The organism is Pararhodobacter sp. (assembly GCF_034676545.1).
GTDB lineage: Bacteria > Pseudomonadota > Alphaproteobacteria > Rhodobacterales > Rhodobacteraceae > Pararhodobacter.
Map to the genome: position 1 here is coordinate 1,144,348 of NZ_JAUCBZ010000015.1, position 17,414 is coordinate 1,161,761.

Here is a 17,414-nt window from a genome sequence, read left to right on the forward strand (position 1 = left end):
AAACGCCTGACTCGAGGAGGACATCATGCAGGTAGCGGTATTCAAGGGCTTAGGCCGGAAACTTGTGGTCGAGGAGCGGACCAAACCTCAAGCCGGACCCGGCGAAGTGGTGATTCGCGTTGCGGCCTGCGGCGTCTGCGGATCAGACCTGCACGCAACGGATGAGGGCGTGTTCCTCCAGGAGCCCGGCACTGTGTTGGGCCATGAATTCTCGGGCGACGTCGTCGCCTCGGGCGATGACTCTGTCGCCGTTGGTGCGCGCGTTACTGTGGTGCCGGTAAACCCATGCGGCCAGTGCCGGGATTGTCGCGAAGGCTATACGATGCTTTGCGCCCAGAACCAGATCACCGGTCTTGCCGGGCAGGCGGTACCGGGGGCTTATGCGGAATATATCAAGGTGCCCGCGCGCCATGTCGTTCCCCTGCCCGAAGGGGTAAGCTATGAAGAAGGTGCGATGGTCGAGCCGCTGGCGGTCGGTCTGCATGCGGTGAACAAGGCCGGGATCGCAGTCGGTGATCGGGTGCTGGTCATCGGTGCCGGACCAATCGGGCTGTCGGTGACGTCCTTTGCCAAGGTGGCCGGGGCGGGTCATGTTGTTGTATCGGAACGTGCGCCTGCGCGGCTGACTGCGGCGACCGCCTTTGGCGCGGATGCCGTGATCGACGCCGGGGCCACCGCCGATATTGGCGCAGCCTTTGCCGAAATCGCGGGCGGGCCGCCTGATATCATCTTCGACTGTGTCGGCGTGCCCGGCATGATCCAGTCGGCGATCAACCTGTCCTGCGCGCGCGGCACCATCGTCGTGGTCGGTGTGTGCATGAAGGACGACATTCAGGTGCCCCTCACCGCCATCCTCAAAGAGCTGAAAATCCAGTATATTCTGGGCTATCAAGAACAGGACTTCGCGCGCGTTCTGGAATTCCTGCAGTCAGGTCGCGTGAAACCCGCGCCGATGGTGACGGATCGTGTGTCCCTGTCGGCACTGCCCGACGCGTTCGAGGGCCTTCGGCAACCGGGCGACCAGATCAAGCTGATGATCTTGCCACAAAGTTGATGCGCGAAGGTGTTGCCCCGGACGATCCATCACAGGATTATCCGGGGCGGTGCGCCGATGATCTGTCAGGCGGTTTCGAACAGGGCGGCTGCCCCCATTCCGCCACCCACGCACATGGTCACGACAACATATCTTGCCCCGCGCCGCTTCCCCTCGATCAATGCGTGGCCGGTCAGGCGCGCACCGGTCATCCCATAAGGATGGCCGACCGAAATGCCGCCGCCATTGACGTTGTAGCGCGCGGGATCAATCCCCAGGTGATCGCGACAATACAGGGCTTGCACGGCAAAGGCCTCGTTGAGTTCCCACAGGCCGATATCGTCGATCTTCAGGCCGTGCAGTTTCAACAGTTTCGGGATGGCGTAGATCGGACCGATCCCCATTTCCTCGGGTGGGCACCCGGCCACTGCCATACCGCGATAAATGCCGAGCGGCTGCAGGCCACGCTGCATCGCCAGTTGGCCGGACATCAATACACAGGCTGACGCGCCATCCGATAGCTGACTGGCATTGCCAGCCGTCACGGTGCCGCCTTCGATCACCGGCTTCAGCGCTGCGAGGCTCTCGAGCGTCGTTTCTGGCCGGTTGCACTCGTCACGATCCAGCGTCACGGGACGTTCGCTGACGGCACCCGTCGCCCTGTCGGTGACCTGCATCACGGTCGAGAACGGTACGATTTCTGCGTCGAACAGCCCGGCAGCCTGCGCCGCAGCGGTGCGGGTCTGGCTTTCAGCGGCATAGGCGTCCTGCGCCTCGCGGGTGATGCCGTATTTCTCGGCGACGAACTCTGCGGTTTGCAGCATGGGCATATACGCGTGCTGCATGGCTGCGATGACGTTTGGGTCGCGGGTTTCGGCGATCCAGCGAAAATAGGCATCCTGAACCGCCGTGATGTTTTCCTGCCCGCCCGCCGCGACCACGTCTTGCCCGTCAACGATGATCTGCTTGGCTGCGGTCGCAATCGCCATCAGGCCAGACGCGCATTGCCGGTCAATCACTTGCGCCGCCGCCGAGGCGGGCAGCCCGGCCACAAAGCTGGCGTTGCGGGCCACGTTCATCCCCGCGGTTCCAGAGGTCAGGACCGATCCGATGACCACATCCTCGATCTCGGCCGGGTCCACCCCCGCGCGCGCAACGGCATGGCGCAGCGCATGGCCCAGCAATGTGGGTGATTTTGTGGCGTTCAGGCTGCCGCGATAGGCCTTGCCAATGCCCGTCCGGGCGGTGGAAACGATGACGGCTTCTCTCATTTTGTCTCTCCCATGTGTGTGTTGGCGGTGGCCTGCAGGTCACTGATCCGTACCCCGCTTTGGGCCAATTTGCGCAAGAGCGGCGCGACAGTCCAATCGCCCCGCTCGTTCCCCAAGGTCGCGGCGTAGTGATCCATGCGCGCGACGATCCGCGCCAGCCCGATCTGGTCGGCCATGAACAGCGGCCCGCCGCGCCAGGCGGGAAACCCGTAACCGGCGGTCCAGACCACATCAATGTCGCCCGGACGATAGGCAATGCCTTCATCCAGGATCTGCGCTGCCTCGTTTACCATCGGGAACAGCAGGCGCTCAAAGATTTCATCCCGCGACAGGGTGCGCCGCGTGATGCTGTGCGTTGTGGCCAGTTCCGCAGCCAGCGCCTGGGTTTCGGGGTTTGGGTGCGCAAGACGGCCCTCATACCGATAATAGCCGTGCCCGGTTTTCTGACCATGCGCGCCTTGGTCGTACATCGCGCGGCAGAGCGCGCGATAGGCCGGATCATGGGGGCCTGATCCAGACTTCATCCACTCGATCACCGTGCGCGCGCCGACATCGACCCCGGCCATGTCCAGCATCCGGTTTGGTCCCATCGCCATGCCCCATAGGGTGGGGTCCTCGGCCACGGCGTCAATGTCTTGGGGTGTGGCGCCTTCCATCTGCATCTGCTCTGATTCACGCATATAGACTTCGGCCATCCGATTGCCGATGAACCCGTAACACACGCCAGAGACAACCGCCGTCTTGCCGATCTTCTTTGCCAGACCCATCAGTGTTGCCAACACCTCGGGCGCGGTTTCGCGGCCTCGCACGATTTCCAGCAGCCGCATCACTTGTGCCGGGCTGAAGAAATGCGTGCCCAGCACGTCGCTTGCGCGGCCTGTGGCGGCGGCGATCTGGTCGACATCCAGTGTCGATGTGTTCGTGGCGATGATCGCGCCGGGTTTGCAAATCGCGCCCAACTGGCGGGCGACATCCAGCTTGATCTCCAGATCCTCGAACACCGCTTCGATCACCAGATCGACATCGGCAAGATCCTTGAGGTCGATGCTGGCCGCCATACGCGCGCGCCGCGCCGCGGCATCCATTTCGGACAGGCGACCGCGTTTGACCGAGGCGGCATAGTTGGCCTCGATCAGCCCGACGCCACGATCCAGCGCCGCCTGCGTGGTATCTACCAGAATCACCTCGTAGCCAGCATTGGCAAAGCTCATGGCGATACCGCCGCCCATCGTGCCGACGCCCAGAATACCAACCCGTTTCACCGGCCGGGTGATCGTATCGGCGGGCAAGCCGGGAATGCGGGCCGCAGCCCGTTCCGCCAGAAAGATGTGGCGCAATGCCCGTGACGAGGGTGAAGCGACGAGGCGCGCAAAGGCTTCGGCTTCGACGGCGGCACCCTCGGCAAAGGGCCCACAGGCGGCGCGCAGGCATGGTTCAATCGCCGCAAGTGCGGGCAGCCAAGGCTTTGCGGCGGCGCGCGCGGCGGCATCGTCCAGCACAGCCGTCATGCGCTGCGGATCAGCGGCCTCGGCAACGGTCAGGGCGCTGGTGCGGCGCGGTTTCGCGGGCGATGTGGCCAGCTGTTTCGCCGCGATCCGTGCCGCTTGGCCGGGATCGTCGGCGAGGGCATCAAGAATACCCGCCGCCTTGGCGGCATCGGCTGTGATCGGCGCACCTGTGGCAATCATTTCCAGGGCTTTCGCCAGACCCGCAAGCCGGGGCAAACGCTGGGTGCCCAACGATCCAGGGATCAGGCCCAAGGTGATTTCCGGCATTCCCAGCCGGGTTGCGGGATGCGCGATCCTGTGATGCGCAGCCATGGCGACCTCTAGCCCGCCGCCCAAAACCGTGCCGTGCAAGGCCACCACAACGGGCCGGTCGCTGGCCTCGATCCGGTCAAGAAGGGCATTCAACGGCGCCGCGCTGAAGCCGGGATCATCAAAGGCCGTGATGTCACCCCCGGCGATGAACGTGCGACCTGCGCAGGCAATAACCAGTGCGACGGCGTCTCGATCAGCCTCGAATGCGGCAAAACCGTCCTGCAACGCCGCAATGGTCACGGGCGAGAGGGCATTCACCGGCGGGTTGTCGATCAGCAGAATTGCCAGATCGCCGTCGCGGGTCAGGGTGACGGGTGGTGTCATGCTTGGTCTCCTCGGTTGGCGGTTCGTGTGCTCATTCAGGAATCCTGCTTGCGCAGGGATCAGCCACGCCGCACTATCCTTCAGAATCGTCAGACGATCAAGGAGGACAATATGGAAATCAAGACAGAAAGCCACGGACCGGTCGCCCTCATCCGGCTCAATCGCCCCGACACCCGGAATGCCGTGACTGTGACTATGATGGATGAGCTGGTCAGCGCAATGGCGCGGATCGAGGCGGACGATGCAATTCAGGTGGTGGTCTTGACCGGCGCGGGCAAAGTGTTCTGCGCCGGAATGGATCTGGCAGCCTTTGCCGCAGGCGAGCGTCCTGGCCTGACCGATCCGCACGGATTTGCCGGTTTCGTCAATGCCCCCCGCCGCAAACCCATCATCGCTGCTGTCAATGGCGGCGCACACGCTGGCGGATTCGAGATCATGCTGGCCTGTGATCTGGCGATTGCCGCGGAGGGCGCGCTGTTTTCGTTGCCTGAGGTCAAACGCGGCCTTGTTGCGGCAGGCGGGGGTGCACACCGTTTGCCGCGACGCATCCCACCTGCGGTTGCGGTTGAAATGCTGTTGACGGGCGATCCGATCACATCGGACCGGGCGCTGGCGCTGGGATTGGTCAGCCAGGTTGTGCCGGCCACCGATCTGGTCTCGGCGGCCCTGACGCTGGCCAATCGGATTGCCGTAAATGCGCCGGGGGCCGTGCTGGAAACGCTGGCGTTGGCACGCCGCGCAATGGCCGTGGATGAGGCCGCGCTTTGGGCGATGAACGTCGCGATCTGGTCGCGCATCGACGGATCTGACGATGCACTGGAGGGCGCGCGGGCCTTCAAGGAAAAGCGTTCTCCACGCTGGACGGGCAGATGATTTGACGGGTTTGGCTTTGGCCTCAGCCGGCCGTTCGGCAAAAGTCAGTCGAAATCGTAAGACAATATTGCCTTATCAAAAAGTCTGATGTAGGTCTGATAATCAGTGCGGCTCGGTGGTGACCGCAAAGTTTCCCAACGCAGGAGAGCATGATGATACCGGAAAAATCGCCCAAGACCCGCGCGCTCGAGGATCGGCTGCTTGGCTTCATGGCTGACCATATTTATCCCAACGAGGCGCGGTTCTATCGCGAATCCGAGGATCTGGGCCCCTGGAAAGTTCAACCTGTCGTTGAGGAGCTGAAACCAAAGGCCCGCGAAGCCGGGTTGTGGAACCTGTTCCTGCCGGAATCAGACCATGGTGCGGGTTTGTCCAACCTGGAGTATGCGCCCCTGTGCGAGATCATGGGCCGGTCTCATCTGGCCCCCGAGGTGTTCAATTGCTCTGCCCCCGATACCGGCAACATGGAAGTGATCGCGCGCTACGGCACCATAGAGCACCAGGAAACCTGGCTGAAACCCCTGCTGGCCGGAGAGATCAGGTCATCCTTTGCGATGACCGAACCCGATGTTGCCTCGTCAGATGCGCGCAACATTGCGAGTTCGATCGTGCGTGACGGTGATGACTACGTCATCAACGGGCACAAATGGTATACGACGGGGGCAACAGACCCACGGTGCAAGATTTTCATCTTCATGGGGAAAACAGATCCCACGGCTGCTACCTATCACCAGCAATCCATGATCCTTGTGCCGCGCGACACACCCGGCATCACGGTCGTCCGATCTTTGCCCGTGTTTGGCTTTTATGGCGTGCCTGATCGTGCCGCCGAGGTCATCTTTGACAATGTCAGGGTTCCGGCGTCATCCATTTTGCTGGGTGAGGGGCGCGGTTTCGAAATCGCCCAAGGCCGCCTTGGGCCTGGCCGCATCCACCACTGCATGCGCCTGATCGGACTGGCCGAACGCTCGCTGGAAAAGATGATCCTGCGCACTACCCAACGCGTGGCGTTTGGAAAGCCCTTGTCCGAACAATCGGTGACCCGTGAACGGGTGGCCGAGGCCCGGATCATGATCGAGCAATCGAGGCTGCTGACGCTGCGCACGGCGTATCTGATGGATACGGTCGGCAACAAAGAGGCCAAAGCCGAAATTGCCATGATCAAGGTCGCGGTGCCAACCATGGCCTGCCAGGTCATCGACTGGGCCATTCAGGCCTTTGGTGGGGGCGGCACGTCGAATGACTTTGGGCTGGCCGCGGCCTATGCGACGGCACGCCTGCTGCGGCTTGCCGATGGGCCCGATGAAGTTCACCGCGACCAACTTGCGCGGCTTGAATACAAACACCAAGCCAGTCGCAATGATGCGGGCGGCGTGGGCGGATGGGCACCGGCGCTGACGGACCGCGCGACGGGTCACTGAAAACGCGTCGCGCTGCGTCCACCCTGCAGCGCGACACATCTCGCTCGGTGATCCGGTGTCAGTCGCGCCCGGAAAGGATGGGTGGTTCGTAGAGCTTTTCGACGAGTTCGATCATTTTCTGCACATGCGCTCGCGCCTGTGCCTCTGCGACCGCCTCATCCCCCGCGAGGATTGCCCTACCGATCGCACGATACGATGCTTCACGATCCTCGGGGCGCATGACCAGACGATTGCGAACCAGATGCACCTGCAGATTGCTCAACATCTGCTCCAATTCAGGGTTGCGGCTGATCTCGGCCATGGTGCGGTGAAACCGGTTTCGGGCGCGCATAAATTCATACTTGTCCGAGGCATGGCAGTAGGCCAACAGTGTTTCCAGCGCTGTCTCCATCCGGGCGCGATTCCCATCACCGTTGATATTGGCGGCGGCCAGCCGGGCCGCCAGGCCTATGATGACTTCTGTGATCAGAAGAATGTTTCGGGCCTCATCCCGGGACAGTTGCCGGATCCGCGCGCCGCGATTGTGGGTCGCCTCGACGACACCCTGCGAGGCCAGACGCTTGATCGCCTCGCGCACGGTTGACCGGCTGACGTCGTAGCGGCTGACCAGATCGGGTTCGACCAGGCGCTGGCCTGCGACATAGCGCCCCTCATAGAGCCCGCGCAGAATGTCGCGCATGATCTTGTCGGACGATGACAGTTTCTCGTCGCCGGTATTTGTCGCCCCAGTTTGGGGAGTGTCGGCCACGCCGTGACCATTGTCAGATTTGTGTGCCATTATACCCTCAACCCCAGAACTCCATACGTTATTAGACGAATTTGCCCTACGATCTCAATGTGAATTTCTTGATTGCCTGCAATATCAAGCCTGTCATGTTCGAATTCCAGAACTGCGTTGGGCTGTGAATCTTGAACTCGTCCCGCCCAGCGGAATCGCGTTTGGGATTTGAGCTGATCTGAGGGGGTCTTGTGGTCTTGGGCGGGACAGAGTCTGGTGGGGGGATCGCGCGGTTCTTTGCGGGGTGACCAGCGGCGCCGAGATGGCAGGATTCGGTCGGGCAAAAGCGCATGTTTTCAGAGACTTCCTGAAGCCCAGGCATTCCATCCCCTCACATGACACCTTCTCCACGGTGTTCCGGATGATCGACCCGAAGGTGTTGGATGCGGCCTTCGGACGGGTTCTGGCGCAGATCGCGGTCCTGTTTCGGCAAGGTTCCGCCTGACCATCCGGTCGCGCATCATGAGGACGCCGGGCCTGGCCGCAAGGAGGACCGCCCCGGCACGGTCCTTTCCGCCAAGGGTCTGGCGGAGCACCATGAATTCCCCGGCCCGCAGGCCTTCGGCCGTATCGCGTCCCGCCGGGAAACCGAGGGCAAAGTGCAGACCGAAACCCGCTATTTCGCCCTGTCCTGGGTGCCAGTGCCCGAGGTCTTCATGGCGACCGTCCGCGCACATTGAGAGATCGAGAACGCCCTGCACTGGCAACTTGACGTTTCGCCGAGGGGCTATGAGATCATCCGGGATGGATCAGCCAACATCGTGCGACCTTACCGTAGTTAAGAAATAAGCCTGAGCAAGGCATGGACGAGATCAAGTAATGGAAAAGACCTTACAGCGCGGGGCAGGTTAAACGCGGCACATGGTCGGCACGGGATCACATGCGTCCTACCAGGCACGATGATGCGTGAGTTGGTCGGCAATCTCGCTCTGGAAATCCAGCGCCTTTGCCCGTGGCTTGGTGAAAAGGCTGACAGCAATGAAAAGCACCACACTCATTCCCCCGACAGCAAAAGGCAGAACCGGGTTGAATACGCTGACTCCCTGAAAGATCGCCAGCCATACCGCGACGACCGCGCCGCCGATGATGGCTGCCATGGCGCCTGCGGCAGTGCCGCGACGCCAAAAGAAAGCCCCGACAATAGGCGGCACAGAGACCATCAGACCCGCCGCAGACAGCGCCGCCAGCTGATCCACGATTGCGGCCTGCTTCAGCGCAAAATAGCTTGCGAACAAAACCACCGCGACGATGACGAGGCGGCCGGACAAGATCTGTCGTGCGTCGCTATGGGCTTCCAGGCTCGGCACAACGTCGCGCGCGATCATTGCGCCGACTGTCAGTGCGATTGAATCCAGTGTTGATATCGCTGCCGACAGAATGCCGACGATCAAGAACAGCACCACCCAAGTCGGGATGACCCCCGAGGAAGAAGCGCCGGCGTCGCCATGGATGTGTTTGCGAGATCGGGCACAAGTTGCAGCGCGGCCAGCCCCCAGATCACGGCGATGAGCGTGAAGATAAAGCCGAACCCCAGCACCCAGAGGATCATCCGGCGCATGGCTCGGAAATCCCGCAGGATGAACAACCGCTGACTGACCTGCGGGTTGGACAGGGTGAAGAAGAACCACGGTAGCGACAGCGCGACAAACGTCGGAAGGCTCCAGAGACCGGGCCCCGGAACCCTGAGCCATTCGGCATGATCCGCTTGCAGGGTGTCAAGAAATTCTGCTGGACCACCCAACGCCGCAACTGCGAAGGCCACCGCCAGCAGGCCGGAGACGAACATCACAACGGACATCGCAGCATCCGTCCAGGCCACGGAGCGCAGACCCGCGAGCAAGGCCCAGAACATTGCAAGGGCTGCACCCGTGGCGACCGCCTGAAAGAGGCTGATTCCGCCGCCCGTCACCCCTGAAAGCAGCAGCCCGATCCCGGCCATCTGCGTGGTACAATAGGGCAGAAGAAACACAATACTGACAACGGCCATCGCACGGGCGACGCCCCGGCTGCCGTAGCGCGCGCCGATCATCTCGGCAGGCGAAATGAATCCCCAACGTTTGCCGACCAGCCAAAAGCGCGGCGCGAAGATCACCAACAGGGACAGACCCGCGAAATAGATCAGCTCGAAGCCAAGCGCGCCGATCCCGCCGCGGTAGGTGAGGCCTGTCAACACGACGAGCATGAAGGCGGAGTAGGTCGTCGCGGCATAGGACAGCCCGGCGACCATGCCGCCGATGTCACGTCCGCCGATATAGTAATCGCCCACCGTCCCCGAATTCGCGCGCGCCGCACGCACTGCGATGACAAAACCGAACGCCGCAAAAACGGAGATGACCACCCAGATAAGGCCGGGCGCGATCACGCGTCATCCCTCCAACGCGTCACGCCGATGACGATCAAGCCGATCACCACCACGCCGAAAAGCAACCAAAACAGCGGCACGGCCATGATCCTCTCGCTGTCCGCCAGCAACCCATAGGGCACTGCGGCGCCTGCCAGCACCGTCAAGGTCATGGCTGCACCCCATATGGCCCTGCCACGCCGCTGCCGTTCTTTGCCAATCTGATCGATGATTTTTCTCCCGGTGCCGAGGATCGTGAATACCCGCTGGCACGTCTTGAGACAAGCACGTTGACCCCTGGCGCCCTCAGTTTGGTGTCCTATTATGCGCCCGTCGTTCCGCGTCTGGATGGTTGGTTCCGCGCAACCGCGCCCAAGGCCGGCGGGACTGGGCCGAGGTGCAATATCGGTGATCGTGCCGGGCTGTTTGAAAAGGCGCGTCGCCCCCGGAAGTTGTCAGCGTGGATGTCTACCGGCAGCATCGGGGTGTTCAGACCGCCCACTGAATCAGCAGAGTAAAAGTGGGCCAATGGGCAGCACAGAATGTTGCCGTTTGGGGTTGGTCTGATTGCCGATTGAGCGTGCGCAAACATCCGGGCAGCCGCGCTTATCATAGAGTTGGCGGTTGCTCGGATACTTTGGCCCTTCAGGGCTGAATACATGCGGTTTTGGTGGTGGGTTACGCCTTGTCTTGGCGGGCATTGCTCTGGCCGACGCGGTAGCTGTCGCCATCGACGGCGGCAAGCATGCGGGTTCGCTGATCTTGGCCGTGGCTGGGCTTCAAAGCTTGACACGGCGCAATCTGAGCGCATTGGAAATAACCGAGACCGAGGACAGGCTCATCGCCGCCGCCGCGATCATCGGTGATAGCAGCATACCGGTCAGCGGATAGAGAACTCCCGCAGCAATCGGCACCCCGACGGCATTGTAAGCGAAGGCAAAGAACAGGTTTTGCTTGATATTGCGCAATGTCGCGAGGGCGAGTTTTCGGGCTCGAACAATGCCCATCAAATCGCCGCCCAGCAGCGTGATACCTGCGCTTTCCATCGCCACATCCGCCCCGGTGCCCATAGCGATCCCGACATCGGCTGCGGCCAGTGCCGGGGCGTCGTTCACGCCGTCGCCCGCCATGGCGATCTTGTGGCCTTGCCGACGCAATTCGTCGATCAGCGCTTTTTTCTCTTCTGGCAGGACACCGGCGCGAACCTCGTCGATCCCCAGCTTACTGGCGACCGCTTGCGCCGTGCGCTCATTGTCACCGGTCGCCATGATGACCCGCAATCCTTGGGCGTGGAGTTCTTTGATGGCCTGCGCGGTGCTGTCTTTGATCGGATCCGCCACGGCAAGAATGCCGACCAGAGCGCCATCAACGGCCACAAACATCGCGGTTTTACCCTCGGCGCGCAGTGTGTCAGCCTTGGCCTCGGCATCGGTCGTCTCCATCCCCAGGTCGCGCATCATGGCCGTATTGCCCAACGCCACCGAGCGCCCCGTCACGGTGCCACGCACGCCTTTGCCTGTTACCGCCTCGAAGGCGTCAACGGTATGGCGCGCAGTGCCCAGAGCCTCGGCACCCTCAACAATCGCTTCGGCCAGCGGATGTTCGGAGCCTCGCTCCAAGGCGGCCGCCAAGGACAGTAAATCTTCGCGCGTCATCTCTGCCAGCGTCAGCGTGTCGGTCAGTTGTGGTTTACCCATCGTCAGGGTGCCGGTTTTGTCCACGATCAGCGTATCGACGCCTGCCATGCGTTCCAGTGCCTCGGCATCTTTGATCAACACGCCTGCCTGAGCGCCGCGTCCTGCGGCCGTGGTAATCGAGATTGGGGTCGCGAGGCCAAGCGCGCAGGGGCAGGCAATGATGAGAACCGAGACGGCGGCGGCGATGGAAAACACCAATGCCGGCTCGGGACCAAGGAACAGCCAGACGCCAAAAGCCAAGATGGCGACGGCCACAACCGTCGGCACGAAGATCGCCGAAACGCGGTCCGCCAATCCTTGAATCGGTGCCCGCGAACGTCGCGCATTCGAGACCATCGCGACAATCTGTGACAACACCGTATCGGCCCCCACGTTGCGCGCTTCGATCACCAGACTGCCACTCTTGTTGATCGTGGCCCCTGTTACCTTGTCGCCCGGAGCCTTTTCAACGGGCATGGATTCGCCGGTCAGCATGCTTTCATCCAAGCTGGATCGCCCGTCGATCACCACGCCGTCCACCGGCACGGCCTCGCCCGGCCGCACCCGCAACCGATCTCCTTGCAGGATGTTTTGCAGTGGCGCGTCGTATTCCGTCCCGTCTGGCAATATCCGTCGCGCGGTCTTGGGCGCGAGATCCAGCAGCGCCCGGATCGCATCGCCGGTGCGTTCGCGTGCGCGCAGTTCCAGGACTTGTCCGACAAAGACCAAGGCGACAATCACCACCGCCGCTTCAAAGTAATTGCCGACACCGTCACCCATCTGATACGCCTGCGGAAAGACGCCGGGAATGAAAACTGCGATGATTGAATAGGCGTAGGCCGCCGAGACACCGAGCGAAATCAACGTCCACATATTTGGCGATCGGTTGACCACAGACTCCCAGCCGCGCTTGAAGAACGGCCAAGCCGCCCACAAAACGATTGGTGTCGCCAGTATGAATTCCAGATAGCCTGCAAGCCGATGTCCAACCCAGTCGCGCACGGGCAGCCCGACCATTTCGCCCATCGCCAAGATCACCAGCGGCACCGCGGCAATGGTAGACACCCACATGCGGCGGGTGAAATCAGTCAACTCATGGCTGGGTTGGTCTGATGGCACCATCGGCTCCAGCGCCATGCCACAGATCGGACAGCTCCCCGGCTCATCCCGGATAATTTCGGGGTGCATCGGGCAGGTATACTGCGCATCAGCAGGGGCTGTCTCAATGCGTTCTTCGGCACGCCCGGAGGCATAGAACCAGGGATCCGCATTGAACTGGTTTTGACAGGACGCAGAACAGAAGTGGAAGTCCTCCCCCGCAAATGCGGCAGTTCGTGTGTCGGACTTGAGGACCACGGTCATCCCGCAAACCGGATCCGTTGCGGTTTTTGCGCCGTCAGGAATCTCATGCGATCCGTGATGATGAGAATGGGTCACGTTTTGTCCCCTTTTTCCAAATTGCGCCAAGCATCCAGCTTCCGGTCACTGGAAGGTCAAGGCAATTGTTTTCACCCAGGTCTTGTCAGCCAGCCAAATCAATTAGCGTTTCGTCGACGTGTTCTTGCGCATTGCCAGCCACAGCAGGGGGAGCCCAGTTAAGAGTCCAAGGCCAAAAACCGCCCACGCTGCACGGGTGGAATTGCCGCTAACCACCTCGCCCCCTGCATGCGCGAGAACGAAACTTGCGGGAATGATGCCGGCAAGCGTTGAGATCGCAAAACGCCACGCATGCAAACGACTCAGGCCTGCCGCGTAACTCATCATATCGAAAGAAATGAACGGCATCAGTCGACTGATGAATATTGTTGCAGTCAATGCATTTTGCGACCCAAGCAATCCCCGATTGGCACTCTCTCCAAAAATGCGCGTCAGGGCGTTCCGTCCGAGAAGCCGCGCAATACTGAAGGCGATCAACGCGCCAAGCTCTGCTCCGATCACGACTTGGATCGTGCCCCAAACATGCCCATAAGCTGCACCTGCCGCCAGCGCTATGGGCGCACTGGGAAGGGGGCTGGCGACGACGGCAAGGGTCATCAGGCCGACGACGAGAATTGGCCCCCAGAGACCCGCCCGCGTCACCATCGTCTCGATTGTGTCGCGCTCGATCAGGCGTTGCACTGCGTTCAAGACCGCAGGCGCGAACAGCCAAAGCGCAATCAGGACAAGCCCGAGCGCAGACCGTGACGCCAAGAGTCCCCCCATGGGCTTTATGATCGAAGTCCTCCGACAAGTTTCTTCGGTTGATAGCGTCGCCAGTGTAACTCTGCTTTCGGCACAGGGCCGTCTGCCGCTTGCGTTTCCATCTCGACCCATTGCGTCGTCACGACGGCGTCAATTACGCAGATATTTGACCAGCGCCGCGATCAATAGGACCGCGATTGCCGCGCATACCAACCACCACAGCCCCATGCCAAAACCCATTCCGTATCCCATGCCATATCCCATCTGCATGCTCCTCTTTGCTCTGGGCAGTGCCGAGGTAATCCCGACACTGCCCCGTTTCGATTTGCTGTCGGCCTTTAGTTGTCGGTCATCATCCGGCCGCCGCCCCGGCCATGACCGTCGCCCAATTGAGCGCGCCTCTGCATCATTCGTTGCATTTGCTCGGAAGAGGCGATCATTTCGTCACTTGTGACTTGCCCGTCTCCATCTTCGTCAAGCGACTGAAAGCGATCCACCATCATCGGCCGGATCATGGCAGCGTGCATGGCTTCAAACTCGGCAAGGCTCAGAGTGCCATCACCGTCAATGTCATACACTGCCAGTCGATTGGTGAGTGACGCCTGCATTTCTTCTGGACTGACGACGCCGTTACCATCTGTGTCCGCGCCCTCGGCCATTTGGTCCATCATGCCACCATCCATCATGCCAGCGTCCATCATTCCGGCCCCCATGCCGCCACCGCTGTGCATGCGCATCATCGTTTGCATCACTTGCGGGGGCATTATGCCGTGGCCGCCGGACTGACCGCCCGCATGACCGGTCTCGCCGTCTTGCGCCGCGTGACCGTGGCCCGCTTGTTGCGCCAGTGTCGGCAAAGCAAGCGCTCCGATTGCAAAGACGGTTCCGATTGCGAGGGCTGCCGTGGTGGTTCGTTTCATGGTCATTCTCCTGAATCCTTTGTTTCGATGACCTGAATGTGGGGGGCACTTGTCGCAATACGATCCCCTTCGCAGGGGTGGTTTGTAACGGTCTGTCGCGCAGGGTGCCTCGGTTACAAACGGTTACACTTTCTTTGCTGCCAATCGCGTTTGGCGCGCTATCAAGGCCCTATGAGCGAGGCCCCACATATCCTGATTGTCGATGACCACCGCGATATCCGCGATGCGGTTGGACGCTATCTGCAAAAGAACGGATTTCGCAGCACAGCCGTGCGCGACGCCATCGACATGGACCGCGCGTTGAAGGCAGGGCGCTTCGACCTGATCGTTCTGGACGTGATGATGCCGGGTGAAGATGGTTTGTCCATTTGCCGTCGCCTGAGCGCCGAGGGCAGCACGCCCATCTTGATGCTGACCGCGCTTGGTGATGAAACCGACCGTATTGTTGGCCTCGAGGTTGGTGCCGACGATTATCTGCCCAAGCCCTTCAACCCGCGAGAGCTTTTGGCGCGGATCAAGGCGATCTTGCGCCGGATGCAGCGGCCCGAGTCCGTGGCGGCTGGGCTTAGTGGCCAAAAACTGCGCTTTGCCGATTGGGTTGTAGATACCGACACCCGGCGCCTGATGCGCGACGATGGGACCGAGGTGCTGTTAACCTCCGCCGACTTCAAACTGCTGGTGGTGTTGTTGGAGCGCCCGCGCTTCGTTCTGTCACGCGATCAACTGCTGGACCTCACGGCGGGGCGCGAGGCACAGGCGTTCGACCGCAGCATTGACAACCAGATCAGTCGCTTGCGCCAAAAGATCGAGCGCGATCCGGCGCGGCCCGCGATCATCACCACCATTCGGGGCGGTGGCTATGCTCTGGCCGCAGATGTGAGCGTCGTCCCATGACGTGTTTTGCTCCCCGATCTTTACGGTCTCAGGTCTTGCTGGTGGTCGTCGCATCGCTGATGTTGGCGCAGGGGTTCAGCCTGTGGCTATTTGCCGATGAACGCGATCTTGCCGTGCGTGCCGCCCTCAGCCGCGAGGCTCTGGACCGCGCCGCCAACGTGGTCATGTTGATCGAGCGTGCGACACCCAACACAGAGCTCGCCGTGCTACAAGCCGCGAGTTCACCGCTCTTGCGGTTCACGGTTGACGCGGAACCGACGCTCGATCACGCCGACCACGCAACCCGGGCGACGCTTGCTGACCTCAGGCAAACGCTGGGCTCAGAGCGCGATGTCCGCATCGAGTTGCATGAAGTCCGCGGCGTGATGCCACCCATCCCAGGTCTTCCCGAAGCGATGAACGTCATGCACCACGAGATGTCGATGTCGGCCGTCGAGTTGCAGTTTTCCGCGAGATTGGCCGATGGTCGTTGGTTGAACGTCACCTCCCGGTTTCATCGTCCACCTTTGCAGTGGGCCTGGGTGGATTTGGCGACATTCTCGCTGACCGCCATGATCCTGTTGATCGCCGTGTGGGCCATGCTGGGGCGGATCGTGCGTCCAATTGGTCTGTTGTCTGTGACGGCCGACCGTATGGGACGCGGTGACTGGCAACCCGAAATAGTGCCCTCTGGGCCCGGGGAACTTAAACGTCTGACAGTGGCCTTCAACCACATGCAATCCCGGCTCAAACGGTTCGTTGATGAGCGCGCCGGGCTCTTGGCCGCATTGGGTCATGATCTGCGTTCACCCCTGACGGCCCTGCGCGTCCGGGCTGAAATGGTCGATGATGAGGACACGAGACGCGCATTGAACCGGTCGATCAGCGAAATGCAGGAACTTCTGGATGCGACCCTGATCTACGCGCGCGGCACCAACACATCCGAGCCGATCGAGGACCGGGATGTTGCCGCCTTCCTGGCCGAACTGGTCGCCGACTATGTGGAAACGGGGCGCGATGTTGCGCTGACTCTGGCGGATGGTCCAATCATCGCGCCGATCCGACCGGTTGCCTTGCGGCGCGCTTTTCGCAATCTCATCGACAATGCGCTGCGCTATGGGTCCTTGGCGCGGTTGACGATAAGGGGTTTTCAGCGCGACGTGAGTATAAGTGTCGACGATAACGGACCGGGCTTGACCAACACAGACCTTGACCGAGTCTTTGAGCCTTTCGTGCGACTCGAGACCTCGCGGTCGCGCGATACAGGCGGCACCGGGCTGGGATTGCCCATCGCACAGGCGATCGTGCGCGCCCATGGCGGTGATGTAACGCTGTCAAATCGCGAGGCGGGCGGGCTGCGTGCCGAAGTGACGTTGCCACTGTCGGCCATGGATCGAAAGGGTGCGGAATGATCGCGCAGTTCCGGCACAAATCTGTTCACAAGGGTGTCAAATACTCATCCGTGGCGCACGCGTTCTTGTCGTGTTTCCAAGGGTATGGTAGGGATCTGGCATGAACGCATTCCGGATGCATATTCTAATGGTCGTCGTTGCGATGGCCTCCCTGATTGCCGCTGGCGCAACTGGGCATGCCGCCAATATGAACGCGTTTTCCTTCCAAGGCATGCAGCATTCGGCCGCATCCGTTGCGGGCTACGCTGCCCATGACACCAAAAGCCAAGACCGCACAGCCGACACCAAATTCGCAGCCCAACACGACCATACCGATGCCGCTGACTGCGGCGGCGATATGTGCGTTTCGGTTTTTGTTCTGCCCTTGGCGCCTGAATTCAACGCCAGCCGGTTGGAGCTTGTGAACGCGCGCTTGGCCTTTCTGGATCTCGCTTTGGAGTCCGCTGAGGTCAGCACGCTACAACGCCCTCCCAACACCTGATCTGACTCGT

The 17,414-nt window shown here is 61.3% G+C and carries 17 protein-coding genes; 8 read left to right on the plus strand and 9 right to left on the minus strand.

Annotation, left to right across the window (positions count from 1 at the left end):
• Window positions 1-25: 25 nt before the first annotated feature.
• Window positions 26-1,054, plus strand: a complete 1,029-nt coding sequence (locus VDQ28_RS09035; RefSeq protein WP_323035630.1) for a zinc-dependent alcohol dehydrogenase — start codon at window positions 26-28, stop codon at window positions 1,052-1,054.
• Window positions 1,055-1,119: 65 nt separating this feature from the next.
• Here VDQ28_RS09035 and VDQ28_RS09040 read toward each other — a convergent pair whose 3' ends face one another.
• Window positions 1,120-2,304 (minus strand): acetyl-CoA C-acyltransferase, encoded by a 1,185-nt coding sequence (locus VDQ28_RS09040; RefSeq protein WP_323035631.1) that lies wholly within the window; start codon window positions 2,302-2,304, stop codon window positions 1,120-1,122.
• Window positions 2,301-4,448 carry a 3-hydroxyacyl-CoA dehydrogenase NAD-binding domain-containing protein gene (locus tag VDQ28_RS09045; RefSeq protein ID WP_323035632.1) on the minus strand — a complete coding sequence of 716 codons (2,148 nt, stop codon included), beginning with the start codon at window positions 4,446-4,448 and terminating at the stop codon, window positions 2,301-2,303. Before VDQ28_RS09045 ends, VDQ28_RS09040 begins: the two co-directional genes overlap by 4 nt.
• Window positions 4,449-4,559: 111 nt before the next feature.
• Between VDQ28_RS09045 and VDQ28_RS09050 the strand changes: the two genes are divergently transcribed.
• Together VDQ28_RS09050 and VDQ28_RS09055 are read left to right on the plus strand one after the other, a co-directional pair.
• A complete protein-coding gene (locus tag VDQ28_RS09050; RefSeq protein WP_323035633.1) occupies window positions 4,560-5,321 on the plus strand; it encodes an enoyl-CoA hydratase-related protein in 762 nt (253 codons plus the stop codon).
• 152 nt (window positions 5,322-5,473) lie between these two features.
• Window positions 5,474-6,742, plus strand: a complete 1,269-nt coding sequence (locus VDQ28_RS09055) for an acyl-CoA dehydrogenase family protein (protein ID WP_323035634.1) — start codon at window positions 5,474-5,476, stop codon at window positions 6,740-6,742.
• A gap of 58 nt (window positions 6,743-6,800) precedes the next feature.
• Here the strand turns inward: VDQ28_RS09055 and VDQ28_RS09060 are convergent, their stop codons facing one another.
• Window positions 6,801-7,520 carry a GntR family transcriptional regulator gene (locus tag VDQ28_RS09060; RefSeq protein WP_323035635.1) on the minus strand — a complete coding sequence of 240 codons (720 nt, stop codon included), beginning with the start codon at window positions 7,518-7,520 and terminating at the stop codon, window positions 6,801-6,803.
• Between the two features lie 262 nt (window positions 7,521-7,782).
• Between VDQ28_RS09060 and VDQ28_RS09065 the strand changes: the two genes are divergently transcribed.
• Entirely contained in the window at window positions 7,783-7,965 is a 183-nt protein-coding gene (locus VDQ28_RS09065) for a transposase family protein (RefSeq protein ID WP_323038094.1), read from the plus strand.
• Window positions 7,904-8,200 carry a hypothetical protein gene (locus VDQ28_RS09070; protein WP_323035636.1) on the plus strand — a complete coding sequence of 99 codons (297 nt, stop codon included), beginning with the start codon at window positions 7,904-7,906 and terminating at the stop codon, window positions 8,198-8,200. Before VDQ28_RS09065 ends, VDQ28_RS09070 begins: the two co-directional genes overlap by 62 nt.
• A gap of 207 nt (window positions 8,201-8,407) precedes the next feature.
• On the opposite strand, the gene VDQ28_RS09075 is transcribed toward VDQ28_RS09070, so the two are convergent.
• From VDQ28_RS09075 to VDQ28_RS09100, 6 genes are all read right to left on the minus strand, one after another.
• On the minus strand, window positions 8,408-8,911 hold the full coding sequence (locus VDQ28_RS09075) for a hypothetical protein (RefSeq protein ID WP_323035637.1): 504 nt from the start codon (window positions 8,909-8,911) through the stop codon (window positions 8,408-8,410).
• Entirely contained in the window at window positions 8,908-9,882 is a 975-nt protein-coding gene (locus VDQ28_RS09080) for a sodium:solute symporter family protein (protein WP_323035638.1), read from the minus strand. The genes VDQ28_RS09075 and VDQ28_RS09080 overlap by 4 nt, the downstream gene beginning before the upstream one ends.
• Window positions 9,879-10,034, minus strand: coding sequence for a hypothetical protein (locus VDQ28_RS09085; protein WP_323035639.1), 156 nt, complete (start codon window positions 10,032-10,034; stop codon window positions 9,879-9,881). Before VDQ28_RS09085 ends, VDQ28_RS09080 begins: the two co-directional genes overlap by 4 nt.
• Before the next feature lie 606 nt (window positions 10,035-10,640).
• Window positions 10,641-12,974 (minus strand): heavy metal translocating P-type ATPase, encoded by a 2,334-nt coding sequence (locus VDQ28_RS09090; protein WP_323035640.1) that lies wholly within the window; start codon window positions 12,972-12,974, stop codon window positions 10,641-10,643.
• Between the two features lie 102 nt (window positions 12,975-13,076).
• Window positions 13,077-13,739, minus strand: coding sequence for a TVP38/TMEM64 family protein (locus tag VDQ28_RS09095; protein WP_323035641.1), 663 nt, complete (start codon window positions 13,737-13,739; stop codon window positions 13,077-13,079).
• 317 nt (window positions 13,740-14,056) lie between these two features.
• The gene (locus VDQ28_RS09100) at window positions 14,057-14,638 is read right to left on the minus strand and encodes a calcium-binding protein (RefSeq protein ID WP_323035642.1); all 582 of its coding nucleotides are present in this window, start codon (window positions 14,636-14,638) and stop codon (window positions 14,057-14,059) included.
• Window positions 14,639-14,809: 171 nt separating this feature from the next.
• Between VDQ28_RS09100 and VDQ28_RS09105 the strand changes: the two genes are divergently transcribed.
• The 3 genes from VDQ28_RS09105 to VDQ28_RS09115 all read left to right on the plus strand — a co-directional run bounded on the left by VDQ28_RS09105 (window position 14,810) and on the right by VDQ28_RS09115 (window position 17,404).
• On the plus strand, window positions 14,810-15,532 hold the full coding sequence (locus VDQ28_RS09105) for a response regulator (RefSeq protein WP_323035643.1): 723 nt from the start codon (window positions 14,810-14,812) through the stop codon (window positions 15,530-15,532).
• Window positions 15,529-16,923 (plus strand): ATP-binding protein, encoded by a 1,395-nt coding sequence (locus VDQ28_RS09110; protein WP_323035644.1) that lies wholly within the window; start codon window positions 15,529-15,531, stop codon window positions 16,921-16,923. The genes VDQ28_RS09105 and VDQ28_RS09110 overlap by 4 nt, the downstream gene beginning before the upstream one ends.
• A gap of 100 nt (window positions 16,924-17,023) precedes the next feature.
• On the plus strand, window positions 17,024-17,404 hold the full coding sequence (locus tag VDQ28_RS09115) for a hypothetical protein (RefSeq protein ID WP_323035645.1): 381 nt from the start codon (window positions 17,024-17,026) through the stop codon (window positions 17,402-17,404).
• Window positions 17,405-17,414: the final 10 nt, after the last annotated feature.

Coding starts and splice junctions, on each gene's coding strand:
- VDQ28_RS09040 (WP_323035631.1), bottom strand. CDS start 2,304: ATGAGAGAAGCCGTCATCGTTTCCACCGCCCGGACGGGCATTGGCAAG.
- VDQ28_RS09065 (WP_323038094.1), top strand. CDS start 7,783: ATGGCAGGATTCGGTCGGGCAAAAGCGCATGTTTTCAGAGACTTCCTG.
- VDQ28_RS09045 (WP_323035632.1), bottom strand. CDS start 4,448: ATGACACCACCCGTCACCCTGACCCGCGACGGCGATCTGGCAATTCTG.
- VDQ28_RS09060 (WP_323035635.1), bottom strand. CDS start 7,520: ATGGCACACAAATCTGACAATGGTCACGGCGTGGCCGACACTCCCCAA.
- VDQ28_RS09110 (WP_323035644.1), top strand. CDS start 15,529: ATGACGTGTTTTGCTCCCCGATCTTTACGGTCTCAGGTCTTGCTGGTG.
- VDQ28_RS09035 (WP_323035630.1), top strand. CDS start 26: ATGCAGGTAGCGGTATTCAAGGGCTTAGGCCGGAAACTTGTGGTCGAG.
- VDQ28_RS09070 (WP_323035636.1), top strand. CDS start 7,904: ATGCGGCCTTCGGACGGGTTCTGGCGCAGATCGCGGTCCTGTTTCGGC.
- VDQ28_RS09085 (WP_323035639.1), bottom strand. CDS start 10,034: ATGACCTTGACGGTGCTGGCAGGCGCCGCAGTGCCCTATGGGTTGCTG.
- VDQ28_RS09055 (WP_323035634.1), top strand. CDS start 5,474: ATGATACCGGAAAAATCGCCCAAGACCCGCGCGCTCGAGGATCGGCTG.
- VDQ28_RS09100 (WP_323035642.1), bottom strand. CDS start 14,638: ATGAAACGAACCACCACGGCAGCCCTCGCAATCGGAACCGTCTTTGCA.
- VDQ28_RS09095 (WP_323035641.1), bottom strand. CDS start 13,739: ATGGGGGGACTCTTGGCGTCACGGTCTGCGCTCGGGCTTGTCCTGATT.
- VDQ28_RS09050 (WP_323035633.1), top strand. CDS start 4,560: ATGGAAATCAAGACAGAAAGCCACGGACCGGTCGCCCTCATCCGGCTC.
- VDQ28_RS09115 (WP_323035645.1), top strand. CDS start 17,024: ATGAACGCATTCCGGATGCATATTCTAATGGTCGTCGTTGCGATGGCC.
- VDQ28_RS09105 (WP_323035643.1), top strand. CDS start 14,810: ATGAGCGAGGCCCCACATATCCTGATTGTCGATGACCACCGCGATATC.